15 protein-coding genes are annotated in these 16876 nt (G+C 36.8%); 7 read left to right on the top strand and 8 right to left on the bottom strand.

The genetic code is table 11. From position 1 onward, the window contains the following. The first annotated feature begins 100 nt into the window (after positions 1-100). Positions 101-592 (top strand): DNA-deoxyinosine glycosylase, encoded by a 492-nt coding sequence (locus OL225_RS04630; protein WP_047378214.1) that lies wholly within the window; start codon positions 101-103, stop codon positions 590-592. A gap of 164 nt (positions 593-756) precedes the next feature. On the opposite strand, the gene OL225_RS04635 is transcribed toward OL225_RS04630, so the two are convergent. The 6 genes from OL225_RS04635 to OL225_RS04660 all read right to left on the bottom strand — a co-directional run bounded on the left by OL225_RS04635 (position 757) and on the right by OL225_RS04660 (position 7331). Further along, on the bottom strand, positions 757-1791 hold the full coding sequence (locus OL225_RS04635) for a phosphotransferase enzyme family protein (protein WP_264517430.1): 1035 nt from the start codon (positions 1789-1791) through the stop codon (positions 757-759). Continuing rightward, on the bottom strand, positions 1782-2696 hold the full coding sequence (locus tag OL225_RS04640) for a nucleotidyltransferase family protein (RefSeq protein WP_264517431.1): 915 nt from the start codon (positions 2694-2696) through the stop codon (positions 1782-1784). The genes OL225_RS04635 and OL225_RS04640 overlap by 10 nt, the downstream gene beginning before the upstream one ends. Next, positions 2686-4083, bottom strand: a complete 1398-nt coding sequence (locus OL225_RS04645; protein ID WP_047378212.1) for a Gfo/Idh/MocA family protein — start codon at positions 4081-4083, stop codon at positions 2686-2688. The genes OL225_RS04640 and OL225_RS04645 overlap by 11 nt, the downstream gene beginning before the upstream one ends. A gap of 210 nt (positions 4084-4293) precedes the next feature. Beyond that, on the bottom strand, positions 4294-5829 hold the full coding sequence (locus tag OL225_RS04650; protein WP_264517432.1) for a hypothetical protein: 1536 nt from the start codon (positions 5827-5829) through the stop codon (positions 4294-4296). 59 nt (positions 5830-5888) lie between these two features. Further along, positions 5889-6581 carry an AIM24 family protein gene (locus tag OL225_RS04655; protein WP_047378211.1) on the bottom strand — a complete coding sequence of 231 codons (693 nt, stop codon included), beginning with the start codon at positions 6579-6581 and terminating at the stop codon, positions 5889-5891. Between the two features lie 27 nt (positions 6582-6608). Then, the gene (locus tag OL225_RS04660; RefSeq protein WP_264517433.1) at positions 6609-7331 is read right to left on the bottom strand and encodes a hypothetical protein; all 723 of its coding nucleotides are present in this window, start codon (positions 7329-7331) and stop codon (positions 6609-6611) included. A gap of 154 nt (positions 7332-7485) precedes the next feature. On the opposite strand from OL225_RS04660, the gene queA reads away from it, so the two are divergent. The 5 genes from queA (at position 7486) to OL225_RS04685 (ending at position 12909) form a co-directional block, all read left to right on the top strand. After that, a complete protein-coding gene (gene queA, locus OL225_RS04665) occupies positions 7486-8535 on the top strand; it encodes a tRNA preQ1(34) S-adenosylmethionine ribosyltransferase-isomerase QueA (RefSeq protein WP_047378209.1) in 1050 nt (349 codons plus the stop codon). Positions 8536-8606: 71 nt separating this feature from the next. Continuing rightward, the gene (rlmN, locus tag OL225_RS04670) at positions 8607-9641 is read left to right on the top strand and encodes a 23S rRNA (adenine(2503)-C(2))-methyltransferase RlmN (RefSeq protein ID WP_047378208.1); all 1035 of its coding nucleotides are present in this window, start codon (positions 8607-8609) and stop codon (positions 9639-9641) included. A 72-nt stretch (positions 9642-9713) separates the two neighbouring features. Continuing rightward, the gene (locus OL225_RS04675; protein ID WP_047378207.1) at positions 9714-10664 is read left to right on the top strand and encodes a sterol desaturase family protein; all 951 of its coding nucleotides are present in this window, start codon (positions 9714-9716) and stop codon (positions 10662-10664) included. 286 nt (positions 10665-10950) lie between these two features. After that, positions 10951-11859, top strand: a complete 909-nt coding sequence (locus OL225_RS04680; protein WP_264517434.1) for a hypothetical protein — start codon at positions 10951-10953, stop codon at positions 11857-11859. A gap of 72 nt (positions 11860-11931) precedes the next feature. Continuing rightward, positions 11932-12909: a polyprenyl synthetase family protein gene (locus OL225_RS04685; RefSeq protein WP_047378205.1), complete on the top strand. Its 978-nt coding sequence runs from the start codon at positions 11932-11934 to the stop codon at positions 12907-12909. A 73-nt stretch (positions 12910-12982) separates the two neighbouring features. On the opposite strand, the gene OL225_RS04690 is transcribed toward OL225_RS04685, so the two are convergent. Then, positions 12983-13792, bottom strand: a complete 810-nt coding sequence (locus tag OL225_RS04690; RefSeq protein ID WP_052184794.1) for a hypothetical protein — start codon at positions 13790-13792, stop codon at positions 12983-12985. A 129-nt stretch (positions 13793-13921) separates the two neighbouring features. After that, positions 13922-14215 (bottom strand): hypothetical protein, encoded by a 294-nt coding sequence (locus tag OL225_RS04695; RefSeq protein ID WP_047378204.1) that lies wholly within the window; start codon positions 14213-14215, stop codon positions 13922-13924. 138 nt (positions 14216-14353) lie between these two features. On the opposite strand from OL225_RS04695, the gene OL225_RS04700 reads away from it, so the two are divergent. Then, entirely contained in the window at positions 14354-16786 is a 2433-nt protein-coding gene (locus OL225_RS04700; RefSeq protein ID WP_264517435.1) for a thiamine pyrophosphate-dependent enzyme, read from the top strand. Positions 16787-16876 lie beyond the last annotated feature (90 nt).

The following is a 16876-nucleotide window of genomic DNA, read 5'->3' on the forward strand; positions in this document are numbered from 1 at the left end:
CCAGAAATTCAATGGCTTTAGCCAAAACCTAAATAGCAACATATTTTTTAATCTGTGTAATCTGCATAATCTGCGAGAAATAAAATCTATATATTTGAATATGCAAAACCGTATTTCTTCATTTTCACCCCTTATTGATGCCCAATCTGAAATTTTAATTTTAGGCTCAATTCCGGGCGTGAAATCATTGGAAAAACAACAATATTATGCCCATCCGCAAAATAAATTCTGGAAAATTATTTTTGAGTTGCTGAACGAAGAATTTACTGAAGATTATACCCAAAGAATCAAAACCATCATGAAACATCACATTGCTCTTTGGGACGTTATTGATTCCTGCGAAAGAAAAGGAAGCCTGGATTCCGAAATCAGAAATGAAGAGGCCAACCAGATTGATGAACTGCTGGAAAAATACCCAAATGTCAAAGCCATATTCTGCAATGGTGGAAAATCTCATAAAAATTTACAAAAACTGCTGGGAAAAGATTATAAACTGCCCATTTTCCTATTGCCTTCTACAAGTCCGCTTCATACCGTTTCCTTTGAGAAGAAGCTGGAGGAGTGGAAGAGAATACTGGAGTTTTTGGTTTGAGAGTTTGAGAATGGGAGGGTTTACGAGTTAGGGCGTTGTTTGTAAGAGTGGGGATTTCTACGGAATGACAAACAGAGCGCTTTATTTATGCGTACACTTTGTCATTCCGTAGGAATCTAAATTTTGTATTTAATCTTGATAGAAAATTAAAGGATTTTTTAACATCATTCACATCCCAGATATTCCCTTAATCCCTTCAACAGCTCCAGTTGGTTTTTGGTCCGGTCTAAATTATGCTCAGGATATTTCGTAGAATAATAGGTGCTTCCATTTAGGTAATCCGTTAAAAAACGAAGTTCCTGAATATAAATAGCGACTTGTGCAGCATAATCAAGATTGTCAGATTCTTCCGGGGTAAGTTTTTCCTTTAAATAGAATAAGAACCCTTCTTTTACAGCCTTATACATTTCAGGTTTGAAATTGTTTCTGGCATTTCCATCATCTTCATGAGTTGTATTGGTATAAGACTGGATCATTGTTCCAAAATCATATAAAATCGTGGAAATCATCATAGTATCCAGATCAATGACAGCTAATGGTTTATGATTCTGATCGAAGAGGATATTGCTGATTTTCACATCTGCATGTATGATTCTTTTAGGAATCTGATTGTTTTTCTCCATTTCGATCCATTGATCAGGCAAGGACAGAAGCTGATTGGTGATTTCTATTTCAGCCTTTGCATTTTCTTTTAATTGAGGAGCCGCATCTTTAAGTGCATTTTTATAATCTGCAACCCTTTTCTCAAAATTAAGGAAATCAGGAAGTGTATCTTCAATAGCAGGCAGCTTTTCAGTATTAACGGTAGTAAGGAAATAACTGAAGGTCTTAGCTGCTTCAAATGCCGTCTGCAGTGATGGAACGGTAAGAAAAGAAACACTGTTTTCTACAAAGCTCAACATACGCCATGGATCATCATTTGTATCTTTTACCAGAAGTTTACCGGTAAGAGAAGGTATAGGCTCAATAATTTGAAACTGATAGTTATTTGACCTGAGAATTTCATTAATCATTAAATGATTATTAACGATCACCTCCGGCCGTTTGAAAACATGATTGTTGATTTTCTGTAAGATAAACTTTTTCCCCTGATCTTTATTTTCCAAAAGATAGGTGGTATTGATCAACCCGTCAGTAATAGGAGTGAGATCGTAATGATCTGTACCAATAAATTGGATAACAATATCGCTTAGCTCCATAAATTTTCCGGGTATCTATTGTTTCTAACTTCTGAAATCAAAAAATCTTTAATTTCCTCTTTATCATCGGCATAAGTGACACCCATCCATTGAGACAGAGACGCTTTTACCTTTACCTGTACTCTGTTTTCATCTATCATTCTCTGTACAGCAGAAGGAATATAAAATTCCTGAGTTGGTAGTGGATCAGATTCGATAAAGTCATAGAAATAGGCTTCCAGATAACAGAAAATATGAGGATGGAGTATAAAAAAGTTCATGGATACCAAAGTATCAGGATCTAATTTTACATTTTCTCCATTTTTAATATAAACGATAGAATTATTTATTTTTTGAATGGAAGTTTGTTCTTCAACTTTGATCAGATAATTTTCCGGATCCAGCGTGCATATTCCTCTGGCTACAGCTCCATTATCACTCAACGTTGTTCCTACGGGATAAGCAATCATTCCCAATTGTGAATCTGAGATATGATGATGGTTAATTTCATTTGCGGCCAATTGAAACGCTTCTTTTCCGTAAAAATCATCCGCATTAATCATCACAAAAGGCTCCTGTACTGAATATTTGGCACAAAGAACAGCATGAGCAGTTCCCCATGGTTTCTCACGATCAGGATAATCAAAACCTTCCAGTGAAATAGGAATACTATCTATTTCCTGATATACCCAATGCAGCTCAAAATTCTTAGTTTCTGAAATGCTGTTGAGTCTTTCAATATAACGTTCAGGAATCAGTTTATTGACAATAATAACTACTTTTTGGAAACCGGCTTCCAGAGCATCAAAGATAGAATACTCCAGAATCGGTGAGCCATTATTGAGTATTCCGTCTACCTGTTTGAGCCCTTTATATCTGCTGCCTAATCCGCCTGCTAATATGAGTAGTGTTTTCTTAGAACTCATCGGTCATTCCAAATACAGGTTTACGGGTTTTCCATTTTCCATTGGTAAAATCAGGGATATCAACTACCTGACCGCCTTTGGCAATAGACTCTTCACTCAACGGCGTAATGGAATACCATAAAGCAAGGTCATACACATCCATCGGGAATTCTATATTTCGTTTGATACATTCAATAAAAGTATTCATTACAAAGAAATCCATTCCGCCATGTCCTGCTCCTGCAGCAGTATTTTCAAACCTTTTCCACATCGGATGATCGTGTTCTGTCATCCATTTTTCTGTATTGTCCCAACGGTGGGTATGGTTCATTGTTTTCTCAAAATAAATATGACCCTGATTGAAATCTCCCCATCCGAAATCCTGCCACAATCCTTCAGTTCCCTGAACACGGAAGCCCAAATCATAAGGCCGCTGTAAACTTGTATCATGAGTCAGAAGGATGGTTTCCCCATTGGCACAGGCAATCTGCGTAGTTACCACATCTCCCTGATTGAATTTTACTTTGGCACTTGGATGATTTTCTCCTCCCTTAGGATGTTCTACAATATATTTATGAAGTCCTACAGATTTTGAAGAGAATGAAGAAAGTCTTGTTAAACGGTTTCCTCTGTTGATATCCATCATCATGGCAACCGGACCTAATCCATGTGTAGGATAAAGTTCTCCGTTACGTTTTACATAATGTTCGGTTCTCCATTTTGCCTCACTGAATCCTTTTTCTCCGAACTCTGCACCGGAATTGTAAGGATTAACCCCGTCATTGAAAAGCACACCTCTCAGATCATGCTGATAACCACCTCTTCCGTGAACTAATTCTCCGAACATCCCTTTACGAACCATATTCAGAATGGCCATAATATCTCTTCGGTAACACACGTTTTCCATCATGAAGATAGGAACTTTTGTTTCCTCGTATACTTTTACAAATTCCCAGCAGTCCTGAAGCTTTATTGCTCCGGAAACTTCCATGCCCACAATTTTTTTAGCACGCATAGCTTCTACACCCTGTGTAAGGTGCCATTCCCATGGAGTAGCAATGACAACAGCATCTATTGTTTTTAATTTTAATAGATTTCTATAGTCATATTCCCCGTTGGAAAACTCCTGAGCAGCCGGTTTATTGTTGTCTTTTAATATTTTTTGAGAAGCAGCAAGCATTCTTTTCTCAGGATCTGCAAATGCTACAATCTCTACATCATTGCGTTTTGCCAGTAATTTCACATGTTCCTGCCCACGAAGACCAACGCCGATGAAACCGACACGGACTTTTTTATCTGTTTTAAAATCATTGGAATAGGCGAATAATGAATTGGGTAAAACCAATGCCCCAAAGCTTGCTAAAGCTGCTGTCTTAAGAAAATTCCTGCGCGAATTACTATTGTCCATCTATTTTTTTCCTAAATATATTAAAACTTTTGTAAATCCCGATGAGGTGATGGATAATATCAGGTGAGGGAGGGGAAGCTGGAGGATTTGGGAGTGAAAGAGTTTCCGGGCTAGAGAGTAAGATGGTTTAAGAATGTTTGAAATAGGGTAAAAGAGCTAAATAATTTTTACTCTTTAGCTCTTTTCACTTTTATAATTTCGTTTGAAAGTCTATTGATTAATCCATGCTTTTCTTAAAGCCAGCTGTTTTGAATCGGGATTAGGTATCGTAGTTACTTTTCCGGTTGTTTCATCATAGCTAAGACCTGCTTTTTCCAGATATTCCTTTAATGGAATAGGTTGGGTACCTTCTACATAATCTTTGAAAAATACACGTATTTCCGGATAGGTCATTTTGGTAATTTCATCAAAAAGTTCATCATCATTAAAATATTTACCCTCTCCATACTTTTTCATAAGCATCTGCATCAGATCCTGAGTTCCTGTTTTTCCGTTTGAGAGTTCTCTTAGCCTTATGTCCAGACATAATCCAAGTAATGCTCCTTTCATGTAAAAATTCATATACTGATCCTGTCTTTCCATGGAGTTTTTACTCAATTCAGTAAGAGAAAATTTATCATCAAATTCTTTCATACCATGTATCTTTTCTTCCAGGCTTTTTTCAAAATCTTCCAGACTGATCATTTTTTGTTTGATAGGCATATGAATCGTAGCATATTCAGTCATTCCTTCATACAGCCAAAGATGCTTAGACATGACAGGATTCAGAAAATCATAATGTTGAATTTCTCCTGAATGAATATTGAGAGGGGTAACAATATGGAAAAACTCATGAGAAGCCACTCTGTTTAAAGCATTCGGAAGAAATTTCATACTTCCTGAACGGTACAGGCAGACTGTAGAGTGGGAGTGTTCAAGCCCGTCTCCCAGATATCCGTTTTCATTGGAAGATTCATAATAAATCAAAAAAGCATATTTGTTGACCGGTAATGTTCCGCCAAGATAAGCCTGCTGATTTTTCAGAATGTTCTCTATTTCGTTAGCAATCGTTTTAGAATAATGTCTTTCCTTCTTGTTATAGAATGATACAAGCACTTTGGTATGACCTATTTTGAGCCATGTAGTATCAGGAACGCAATATAAAACAGGAGAATCTACCAATTGCCGGTAATCTTTTGCCCAGACAATATCTGTATTTTTATTTTTCTGCTTATAATCCAGGGCAGAAGAAGCGTAAAAGTCCTTGTTTTTTGTAATATTAATCTGATAAGGATTATCTTTCATTTCTTCAAAATATCCCACTAAAGAATTATAGTTGATTACAAAAACGCTGTCTTTGATAAACATACTGCCTGGAGATTTGGCTTCCTGGGTATCATTTTTTAAAGAATCCCAACCGTCGGCTACCTGATATGATATTTGGTGTACATGTTTAAGATCGTGTACCAGCCAGCTGTTTTTATCCAGGCGTTCTGTCAGTATTTTTTTTCCGTTCTTGTCGGTAGCTGAAAAATCTGAAACATATTGGCCGAAATTCATAGCCTGATAAAATCCGGGAACCAGTTTAGGGATAATAAACTTACCTTGTTGAAGATTGTTCCTGGGCGGAGCAAAAGAAACCCGGACTTCATCGTTGGACATATGAAGAAGATCTATATTGTATTCGTAATTATTCTTTGGTTTTTGGGCTATAATTATATTAGGAATTATAACGGTCAGAAAAAATAGCTTTATCAGAGTATTCATTTGCTATTGTTTTAATAAGTACTACGAAAATACAAAATTCCCTCTAAGGTTTGCCGGGTTTATTTTTCCATATAATAAACTTCTTCGTAAGGCTGAATCAATACCCATCCGTGGCCTGAGAACTTCATCTGAAATTCTTCACCACTTCCTCTTCCGATAAGGCTTTTGAAAGAAACATTTGTTTTCAGTTCCGGGCTCAGATTTCCGGACCATGCAACAGTAGCATTAGGATCTGTGAACACAGGCGTATCAGGAGTTACCAGTAGAGTTAATGGATCTCCGTGAGTTGTAATGGCAATATGTCCCGTTCCTGAAAGTTTCACCTGGAAAAGTCCGCCAGACATCATTCCTGCAATACTCTTAAGCATGGTAATATCACTTTTTACACTTTGCTCATGGGCAAGAACATCATTTCCGTTCACACATACTGACTCGTTGTTCAGATAAAGGATACGTACTTTTTTTCCGGAATCTGCCACATACAATTTTCCGGTTCCTTCCGCTTTCATAAGCTTACTTCCTTCCCCGCTGATTGCTTTTTTAAGAAGATTTCCAATTCCTCCGGCAAGCATTCCCTGTCTTTCAAAATTGACATTTCCCACATAGCTTACCATACTTCCTTTTTTGGTCCATACTGCCTGATTATTAAGGTTGATTTCCAGAAGATGTTTGGTTTCCAGTTCAAAATAATCTCTTTGCTGCGGATTCTCTTTTGTTTCGTTGATAAATGCTTCAATTGAATATTTACTCATAATGATAATTTTTTTGATTGGTTGTTTTTATGCGGTTATCGATTTGATTCTGTTTAATTTGTATTCTCTCTTATTACTTTTCGGATTCAGATCCACAAATTCATAGGTTTCAAAGTTGGCAAGTCTAGCTTTGAACATTTCCGTTGCTTTTTCTACTGACCAGGTTTTAGGATAATGAAAACCTTCAAATTCTGCATTGAAAATCTCTGCTTTGAAATCATGAGAAAACTCATCATCACCAGCGTAAGTTAATGCTATTTTACCGGTCCAAGTAATATCATATTGACTACTGTCTGTTTTTGAAAACTGTATCTGATGGCCGGCACAACTGTCATGTCCCAGCAGATAAATATTGAATACCAGATCATCATCATCAAAATGTTGTTCAGATGGAAGATCGTTGCTGAAAAGGTTATTTTTAACAACAGCATCGAAGTCAAGTTTCTCATCAAGGTTGTTAATTCTTATTCCTCTTTGCTCACCCCAATAATTTGACGATAGAGTACAGGCATGGTAATTTCCCCATACGACTTTGGAGTCCCAGTCTGATAAATCTTCGTCTTCTTCGTCGCTGTCATCATCATTTGCATAATAATTTTCAGTTTTTAAATGAAAATCAAACCAGATAAACCCATATTCATCAATCCGTCCGCTCCAGTTGAATGTAACGATTTTATGACCGTCAGGATACGGATTATTAAGGAAATAGATTGTGCTTACTGGCTCCATGCTGAATTTTAATTTTCCCAAAAGTAAAACTTTTTAAGTTTAAAATTCCCCGTAAAATCACGGTTTTATATTTCATTGTAAATAATACTTGACAAAGGGGTATTCAATGTCGTATATTTGCACTCCGAAAATTACACCTTGTAATTTCAATAATTTTTAAACCGTAATTTAAAAAATGAAAACATCAGATTTTAATTTTGATCTTCCTGCGGAACTATTAGCAGAACACCCATCAGAGCACAGAGATGAAGCTAGATTAATGGTACTTGATAGAAAAACACAAACTATCGAGCATAAATTATTCAAGGATGTAGTGGATTATTTTGATGAGGATGATTTGTTTATCTTCAACAATACTAAAGTTTTCCCTGCCCGTCTTTACGGAAATAAAGAAAAAACAGGTGCTAAAATTGAAGTTTTCTTATTAAGAGAACTTGATAAAGAAACCAGAGTTTGGGATGTTTTGGTAGATCCGGCAAGAAAAATCAGAATTGGTAACAAATTATTCTTCACTGAAGATGAATCTTTGGTAGCGGAAGTTATTGATAACACTACTTCAAGAGGAAGAACGTTAAGATTCTTATTCGACGGTTCTTACGACGAATTCAGAACGAAATTAAAAGAATTGGGAGAAACTCCACTTCCAAAGTATATCAAAAGAGCTGTAGAGCCGGAAGATGCAGAAAGATACCAGACTATCTATGCTAAAATAGAAGGAGCTGTTGCAGCACCTACTGCAGGTCTTCACTTCTCTAAGCATTTGATGAAGAGATTAGAGATCAAAGGGATCAATTTTGCTGAAGTAACACTTCACGTAGGATTGGGAACATTCAACCCGATTGAGGTAGAAGATCTTTCTAAGCACAAAATGGAATCTGAAGAGATCATCATCGATGAGAAAAATGCTGACCTTATCAATAGAGCGGTAGAATCTCACAGAAGAGTTTGTGCGGTAGGAACTACTACAATGAGAGCACTGGAAACTTCTGTTTCTTCAAACAAAAAGATTTCTGCTTTCAACGGATGGACCAATAAATTCATTTATCCGCCTCACGATTTCGGAGTAGCTACTTCAATGATCACAAACTTTCACACACCGAAGTCTACACTTCTTATGATGATTGCTGCGTTTGCTGGAAAAGATTTCGTAATGCAAGCTTATGAAGAAGCCGTAAAAGAAAAGTATAAATTCTATTCTTACGGTGACGCAATGTTAATTCTATAAAAAAGATAATAGGTAAAAGGTGGCAGGTAGTAGTTACCCGCCACCTGCCACCTAAAATCTACAACCTTATAATGAAAGATATCCGTATATTATCACTGGACCAGCTTAAAGATTACTTTGAGTCTTTAGGAGAAAAACCGTTTCGTGCGAAACAGGTCTATGACTGGCTGTGGAGTAAAAATCTCCATTCGATAGATGAAATGACGAATCTTTCGAAATCACTTCGTGAAAAAATTTCCGAAGAATATACAATCAACCCTGTTTCCGTAGATCTTCTTCAAAGAAGTACTGACGGAACCATCAAAAACGGAGTGAAACTTCATGACGGACTGATGGTGGAGTCTGTTCTTATTCCTACAGAAACAAGAACTACAGCCTGTGTATCTTCGCAGGTAGGATGCTCATTAAACTGCGAATTCTGTGCTACAGCAAAACTGAAGAGGATGAGAAACCTTGAAGTGGCTGAAATTGTAGATCAGGTAGCTCTGATTGACAGCCAGAGTAGAATGTACTTCGAGAGACCGCTTTCCAATATCGTATTTATGGGAATGGGAGAGCCGATGATGAATTACAAAAACGTAGTGGAGGCCATCAGAAAAATTACCCAGCCGGAAGGATTGGGAATGTCTCCAAGAAGAATTACCGTTTCTACATCCGGTATTCCAAAGATGATCAAAATGCTTGCTGATGACGAACTGCGTGTGAAACTGGCTTTGTCCCTTCACTCTGCTATCGAGTCCAAACGTAACGAGATCATGCCTTTCTCTGATAAATTCCCGTTGACGGATATTATGGAGTCCCTTCAGTACTGGTATCAAAAGACAGGTTCTGTCATTACTTTTGAATATTGTGTATGGAAAGGAATCAATGACGGAGATGAAGATATTAAAGCTTTAATCAGATACTGCAAACAGGTTCCTTCAAAAGTAAACCTTATTCAATACAACCCGATTGGTGATGGTAAGTATGACCAATGTAACAAACAGGCGGAAGAAAACTACATCCGTCAGCTTGAAAATGCAGGTATTACTGTAATGGTCAGAAGAAGCCGCGGAGGTGATATTGATGCAGCTTGCGGGCAATTGGCCAACAAAGCAACGGATTAAAATTTCCTTAAAAAAAATCAAAACTTCCTTAAAAAAAGGTTAAAACCCTACCTTTGCACAAATTATTTTGTGATGATGGATTTTCTTATGAGCGAGGATGGGCTGGAAAATGTGTATGCATGGGCTATCCCGTTGCATGCAACTGTTATTTTAGCTGAAATGATTTACAGCCACGTTTCAGAGGCTAAGTTATATAGTGGGAAAGATCTTGCTACAAATGTTTATCTGGCCTTAATGAATTTTGGTCTGGACCTTATCATGAAAGCATTTGCCATGGGCGTTATGTTTTTCTTCTACAATCACAGGCTTTTTTCATGGGATCTTAGTGTATGGTATCTGCTGGCTTGTTTTATCATCACAGATTTTGCTTATTATGTACTGCATTATGTTGACCACCGTTCCAGAGCATTCTGGGCAGTTCATATCACGCACCACAGTTCAGAATATTTTAACCTTACAACAGGATTCAGAAGTCCTGTCCTACAGCCGCTTTACAGATATTTATATTTTTCACCGCTTGCATTTTTAGGATTCAATCCATGGCATATTATGGTGGCTTATGCTATTGGTCAGGTATATGGAACGTGGGTTCATACACAAACAGTGAAGAGTATGGGATTTTTAGAATATATTCTTGTGACTCCTTCCCACCACCGCGTTCATCATGCATGCAATGTAAAATACCTGGATAAAAATATGGGAATGTGTCTGATCATCTGGGATAAAATATTTGGAACCTTTCAAAAAGAGGACCCTAATATTCCCGTAAAATATGGAATCTATCCTAAAATGCCTGATAACAGACCAGATACGGTACTTTTTTATGAATGGAGAAAAATCTGGAAAGATCTGAAGCAGCCCGGATTAAAGTTTACAGACAGGATCAATTATATTTTCAATTCACCGGGATGGAGACATGACGGAACCGGAAAGACGGTAAGGCAATACCAGAAAGAATATTTTGCAAAACAGGCCAAAAAGAAAGAACAACAGCAAACTCAGGAAGAGCAGAAAACTGCTTAAGCCTGTTTTTAAAATCAATAGAAATCTAAGGAAGAGCGGACTATTTTAGTCCGTTTTTCTGTTTTTTTTAATGGATATTTCTTTTTCAAAGGTTGCATACAATATTTAGATTCCTTCGGAATGACAAAGTGTATGGATAGATAGACTAAGCGTGTAGTTTGTACACTTTCACTCTCAAACTCACATCCCCGAAACCCGAAACCTGAAATCTCGTACTCCCATAACCACACTCAAACCCTCCAACTCTCAAACCCTCTAGCTCAGAATAAAACCCTACTTTTGTCTTATGAAAAAACTCCTTCTGATTTTCACTTTCATCATTACTCAATCTGCATTTTCCCAGCAGACCGACTTTCTGAAAATAAAAAAATACAGAGTTAATTATCTGAATGATAAAATTGAAGAAACTTCCGGACTGGATATTTTAAACGGAAAATTATACACTTTCAACGATAGTGGAAATCCAGCCGAGCTTTTTGAAATTGATAAAAATAATGGCGAAATTATCCGAACACTGAAAACCAATCTGATTAATAATGATTGGGAAGCTTTGGCTAATGACGGTGAGAATTTTTATATAGGAGATTTTGGAAATAATGCAGGAACAAGGAAAAATCTGATGATCTATAAAGTTCCTTACGAACGTCTTGATACATCTATAAACATTAAAATTCCTGGTTCAGAAAGAGCTTTAGATGGAACGACAATTTCTTTTTATTATCCTGAACAGACTGAATTCATTTCTAAAAATACAAAGAATGACTTCGATGCAGAAGCCATGATTTATTTAAATGGAAAGCTGCATATATTTACTAAAGAATGGGCGTCAAAAGCAACCTCCCATTATATCGTAGATCCTGACATTTCAGAACTGCAAAAGGCAGAAAAAACAGAAACCTATAAAACAGGTTTTGTGGTAACGGATGCTTCTTACTTTGATAAAAAGCTTTATTTGATAGGATATACTAAGAAAACAGAAGTCTTTTTAGATATTTTTACAGAAACAGAGCCCGGAATATTTTTCAAGCAAAAACCAAAGCACTATTATTTGGGAACAGCTCTTTCATTATCACAGATTGAAGGAATAAGTGTAGATGAAACGGGAATTTATATTTCCGGTGAAAAATTCAAATCTCCATTGGGAACTACAAAACCCTCTTTTTATTTTATCCCGAAAGATGAACTGAAAGATTAATTTTATCTTAAAATTGAGCGAAAAAAATTATCTTTGTGAGAATTAATAATTATTCACCCAGCATCGCAGATTGTGGCAAATACAGTAGAAGAGATTAAACGACCGATCAATGATGAAATGAAACTTTTTGAACAGAAGTTTTATGAATCAATGCAGAGTAAAGTAGCTTTATTAGATAAAGTAACCCGTTTTATTGTTACCACCAAAGGAAAACAGATGCGTCCTATGTTTGTATTTCTTTGTGCCAAGCTGGTAGGAGAGGTGACAGAGAAGACGTACCGCGGTGCTTCTATGATCGAACTAATCCATACAGCTACTCTGGTACATGATGATGTAGTAGATGAAAGTTTTAAACGTCGTAATTTCTTTTCAATCAATGCGCTATGGAAAAATAAAATTGCGGTTTTGGTGGGAGATTATCTTTTATCAAAATCAGTTTTACTATCTACAGACCACAAAGATTATGACTTGCTTGGAGTAATTTCCAGAACCATCCGTGAAATGTCAGAAGGAGAACTTCTTCAGCTGGAAAAAGCCAGAAAACTGGATATTACAGAAGATGTTTATTATGAGATTATCCGTCAGAAGACGGCTACTCTCATTGCTGCCTGCTGTGAAATAGGAGTTCTTTCTAACAATGCAGACGAAGTTCTGGCTAAGAAGATGATGGACTTCGGAACCTTTACAGGAATGGCGTTTCAGATCAAAGATGACCTTTTTGATTATTTAAGTTCAAATGTGATCGGAAAGCCCGTAGGAATTGATATTAAAGAACAGAAAATGACCCTGCCTTTAATTCATACCCTGAAAATAGCCAGTGAGAAGGATAGAAAGTACTATTTCGATACTATAAAACGTTATAACAATAACCCCAAACGTGTAAAAGAGCTTATAGAATTCGTTAAAAACTCGGGAGGATTGGAATATGCCATTAAGGTAATGAAAGATTTCCAGCAGAAAGCGAAAGATCTTCTGAACGATTTCCCGGATTCTGAGGCAAGAAAATCGCTGCATAGCATGTTGGATTATGTAATTGAAAGAAAGTTTTAAAAAAATATTAATAAATAAAAAAGGTTTCGGCGCACCACAGGTGCGCCGAAACCTTTTATCAATGTTTTCCTGTTTATATTTTCTGTACCGTTACATTGGTTACATTTCCATTTCCTGTAGGTCCCATCTCTGTTGATAAAATCGTACATGCTTGATTAGGAGCTGCTGTAAAACGAATCTGATACCCAGCTGTAGGCACTACAATTACAGTCGTGTAATTCATTAGTTCACCAATTCTTGTTGAAGCTGTTAGGGTAGGAGTTGCAGCTCCTGCATAATGGCTTCCTCTTCCCAGATAGTTACTGTCCGGAACTGGTCTGATCCCTAAAAGTAATTGTGCTCCTGCAGAAATATTTGTAAAACTTGCCTGTAAAGTCACCAGATAATTACCGGCCTGATTAAAAGTTAGAACCCCTGAAGAAGTGTTATAAGAATAAAATGGGGAAGTAGCAACTGGGCTGGCAAACATTAATGTCACAATAGAAGCTGCACTACTGATATTCTGATCAGCTGCCAGGCGGGCATGGAATAGTGAATAGGCTGTAAAATCTATAGTTTTCAGAACACCATTGGTATCTGCAACCACTACTCTGTCTGTTCCGCCAACTCCTATATTGGAATTAATATTTCGGACACGTACATTTCCCGAACTTACATCCAGTTTTTCTGTTGGAGTAACAGTTCCTATTCCTATTTGTGCGGTATTAGTCACTGTGAAATCATTAGATTGTTGTGCTGCAGAAGGAACTCCGGATGTTGGGTTATCTTTAGCCCCATCAATATGAAAGGTCGTCTGAGGATTGGAAGTATTTATTCCTACCTGTGCAAAGTAAAGTGTAGAAAAGGCAAAAACCTTAGCTACGGTAAGTAATTTTTTCATCATTTTCTAGTGTTTTTAAAAAATTATTAATGTTAATTTCAAATAATATACCAGAGGAATGAAAATAAGCGATTATCGATAAAAATCTATGACTTATAGTTTGATAATGATAATTGAATTTGTGTTTTTAAATTAAATTATTTTTAGACTTACAATGATAACTGCCAGAACTATACAAAATAAAGCGATTAAAAATAAATAATCCGCAATACTCTCAAAGGTGGATTCCCGTTTTTTCGTTTTCGTTCTGATAGCCAGAAATGAGAAAAAGCAGCTGCATGCAAAAAAGATGCTGGCAAGACCTGCAAATTCGTCTAAATGCGTATTCTGACTGATTTTAGCGATTTTTAGAGACGTCATGATAATCAATGAAAACCCTAAAAGATTGCTCGAGGCATTCAAAATGTGAGGTGATTTTTTTTCCATCTTTTACAATTTTTTTCAAAATAAAGCACAATTTTTTTTATTATCAAATTTTTAAAAAAGATTATTAAAAATTAAAATTAATTTAAAAAGTGTATATTAGCAAAATACTTGAAGATTAAAAAACTTTTTTACTTAGCTATGCAAACAACCTACATTGAAACACAGCAAATATCCTTTCAAGATTTTAAAAATCAGATACTTGAAGACTACAGGTTAGGAAGGATCTCTCGTGAAATGTCTTATCTCGGAAGGAGAGAAGTACTCACAGGAAAAGCTAAATTCGGAATTTTTGGGGATGGAAAAGAACTTCCTCAGCTTGCAATGGCGAAAGTTTTCAGAAATGGAGACTTCCGTTCAGGATATTACAGGGATCAGACTTTTGCATTGGCAATAGATGCCTTAACAGTAGAAAGTTTCTTTGCACAGATGTACGCAGATACAAGCGTGGAAAGAGAGCCTGCTTCAGCTGGAAGACAGATGAACGGGCATTTCGCAACAAGAAGTTTAAATGAAGACGGAAGCTGGAAAGATTTGACAGGTCAGAAAAATATTTCTTCTGATATTTCTCCTACAGCCGGACAGATGCCGAGATTATTAGGATTGGCTCAGGCTTCTACAATCTATAAAAGTGTAAAATTTGACGGTTCAGAAAAATTCTCAAGAGAAGGTAACGAAATTGCTTTCGGAACTATTGGGGATGCTTCTACAGCAGAAGGACACTTCTGGGAAACTTTGAATGCAGCATGTGCACTTCAGGTTCCTATGATTGTTTCTATCTGGGATGATGGATATGGAATTTCGGTTCCTACTAAAAATCAAAGAGCAAAAGCTGATATCAGTGAGATGCTAAGCGGTTTCCAGAGAAAGGAAGGAGAGAACCAGGGATGTGAAATCATTCAGGTGAAAGCTTGGGATTATCCTGCATTATTGGATGCATATGCTAAGGCAGAACATTTTGCAAGAACAGAAAGTGTACCGGTAGTGGTTCATGTAATTGATGTTACCCAGCCTCAGGGGCACTCTACATCCGGATCTCACGAAAGATATAAAAATGAAGAACGTCTGGCTTGGGAAGCTGAGTATGACGGACTGGCAAAATTCAAAGAGTGGATCCTGAACTATTCTATTGATATTGATGGAAATGAAGAAGTAATTGCGACTGCTGAAGAGCTGGAAACTATTGATGAAGAGGCAAAAAAGATCGCAAAAGCAGGACAGAAAACCGCTTGGGAAAACTATCAGAAAGCAGTTTCAGAACTTATTCAGTCTGTTCTACCTTTAGTAGAAAACCTTAAAGGGCAGAATACTGAAGTGGAAACATATATTTCTCAATTCAATAAGCTTGTTTCAAAAGCTAAAAAAGATATTTTCCATCTAGTAAGAAAAACTTTACTGGCAACAAGAGGTACAAACTCTGCAGAAAGAACTCAGCTGATGCAGAAATACAATGAAGTGGCTGCTGTGGAGAAAGATAACTATTCTTCTCACTTATATTCTCAATCGGAATGGAAGTCTGAAAATATCCAGGAGATCAAACCGGTATATTCTGACAGTTCTGAAGATGTAGACGGAAGAGTAGTGATCAGAAATAACTTTGACAAAATTTTTGAAAAATATCCTGAAACTTTAATCTTTGGTGAAGATACCGGAAACATTGGTGACGTAAACCAGGGATTGGAAGGAATGCAGGAAAAATATGGTGCTTTACGTATCGCTGATACAGGAATCCGTGAAGCAACGATTCTTGGACAGGGAATTGGTATGGCGATGAGAGGTTTAAGACCAATCGCAGAAATCCAGTACTTAGACTATGTTCTTTACTGTTTACAGGGAATGAGTGATGATCTGGCAACCGTACATTACAGAACTAAAGGAGGTCAGAAAGCTCCGTTGATTATCAGAACTAGAGGTCACAGATTAGAAGGAATCTGGCATTCAGGTTCTCCAATGGCAGGGATTCTTAACCTTTCAAAAGGTATTTTAGTATTAGTACCTAGAAATCTTACGAAAGCAGCAGGATTCTATAACACTATGCTTCAGGCTGACGAACCTGCGATCATCGTAGAATGTCTGAACGGATACAGATTAAAAGAAAAACAGCCGGATAACTTAGGTGAATTCACTGTTCCTGTAGGGAAAATTGAAGTAACTAAAGAAGGAAAAGACGTTACTTTGGTTACTTACGGGTCTACATGGAGAATTGTAACTGAAGCAGCCAATGAATTGGAAAAACTAGGGATTTCTGCAGAAGTAATTGATATTCAGTCGTTGATTCCTTTCGATTTATCTCACGAAATTGCTGAAAGTGTTAAAAAAACCAACAGATTAGTCGTAATTGACGAAGATGTGGAAGGTGGAACTACAGGATTCATCTTACAGCAGATTCTTGAAAAGCAGAAAGCATTCAGATATCTGGATTCAGATCCGTTGACGATCTCTGCAAATGATCACAGACCTGCTTATGCAAGTGATGGTGATTATTTCAGCAAGCCGTCTACAGATGATATGGTAGAGAAAATCTATGCAATGTTTAATGAAACAAATCCTCAGAAATATCCAGCGATATTCTAATCGGGATTTTAGATAAACTTTTGAAACCGCTTCCTTTGGGGAGCGGTTTTTTTGTTTAAAATTATTATTTTTAGGATTAGATTAATAAAG

Origin of the sequence: Chryseobacterium viscerum (assembly GCF_025949665.1) — a bacterium.
GTDB classification, from domain to species: domain Bacteria; phylum Bacteroidota; class Bacteroidia; order Flavobacteriales; family Weeksellaceae; genus Chryseobacterium; species Chryseobacterium viscerum_A.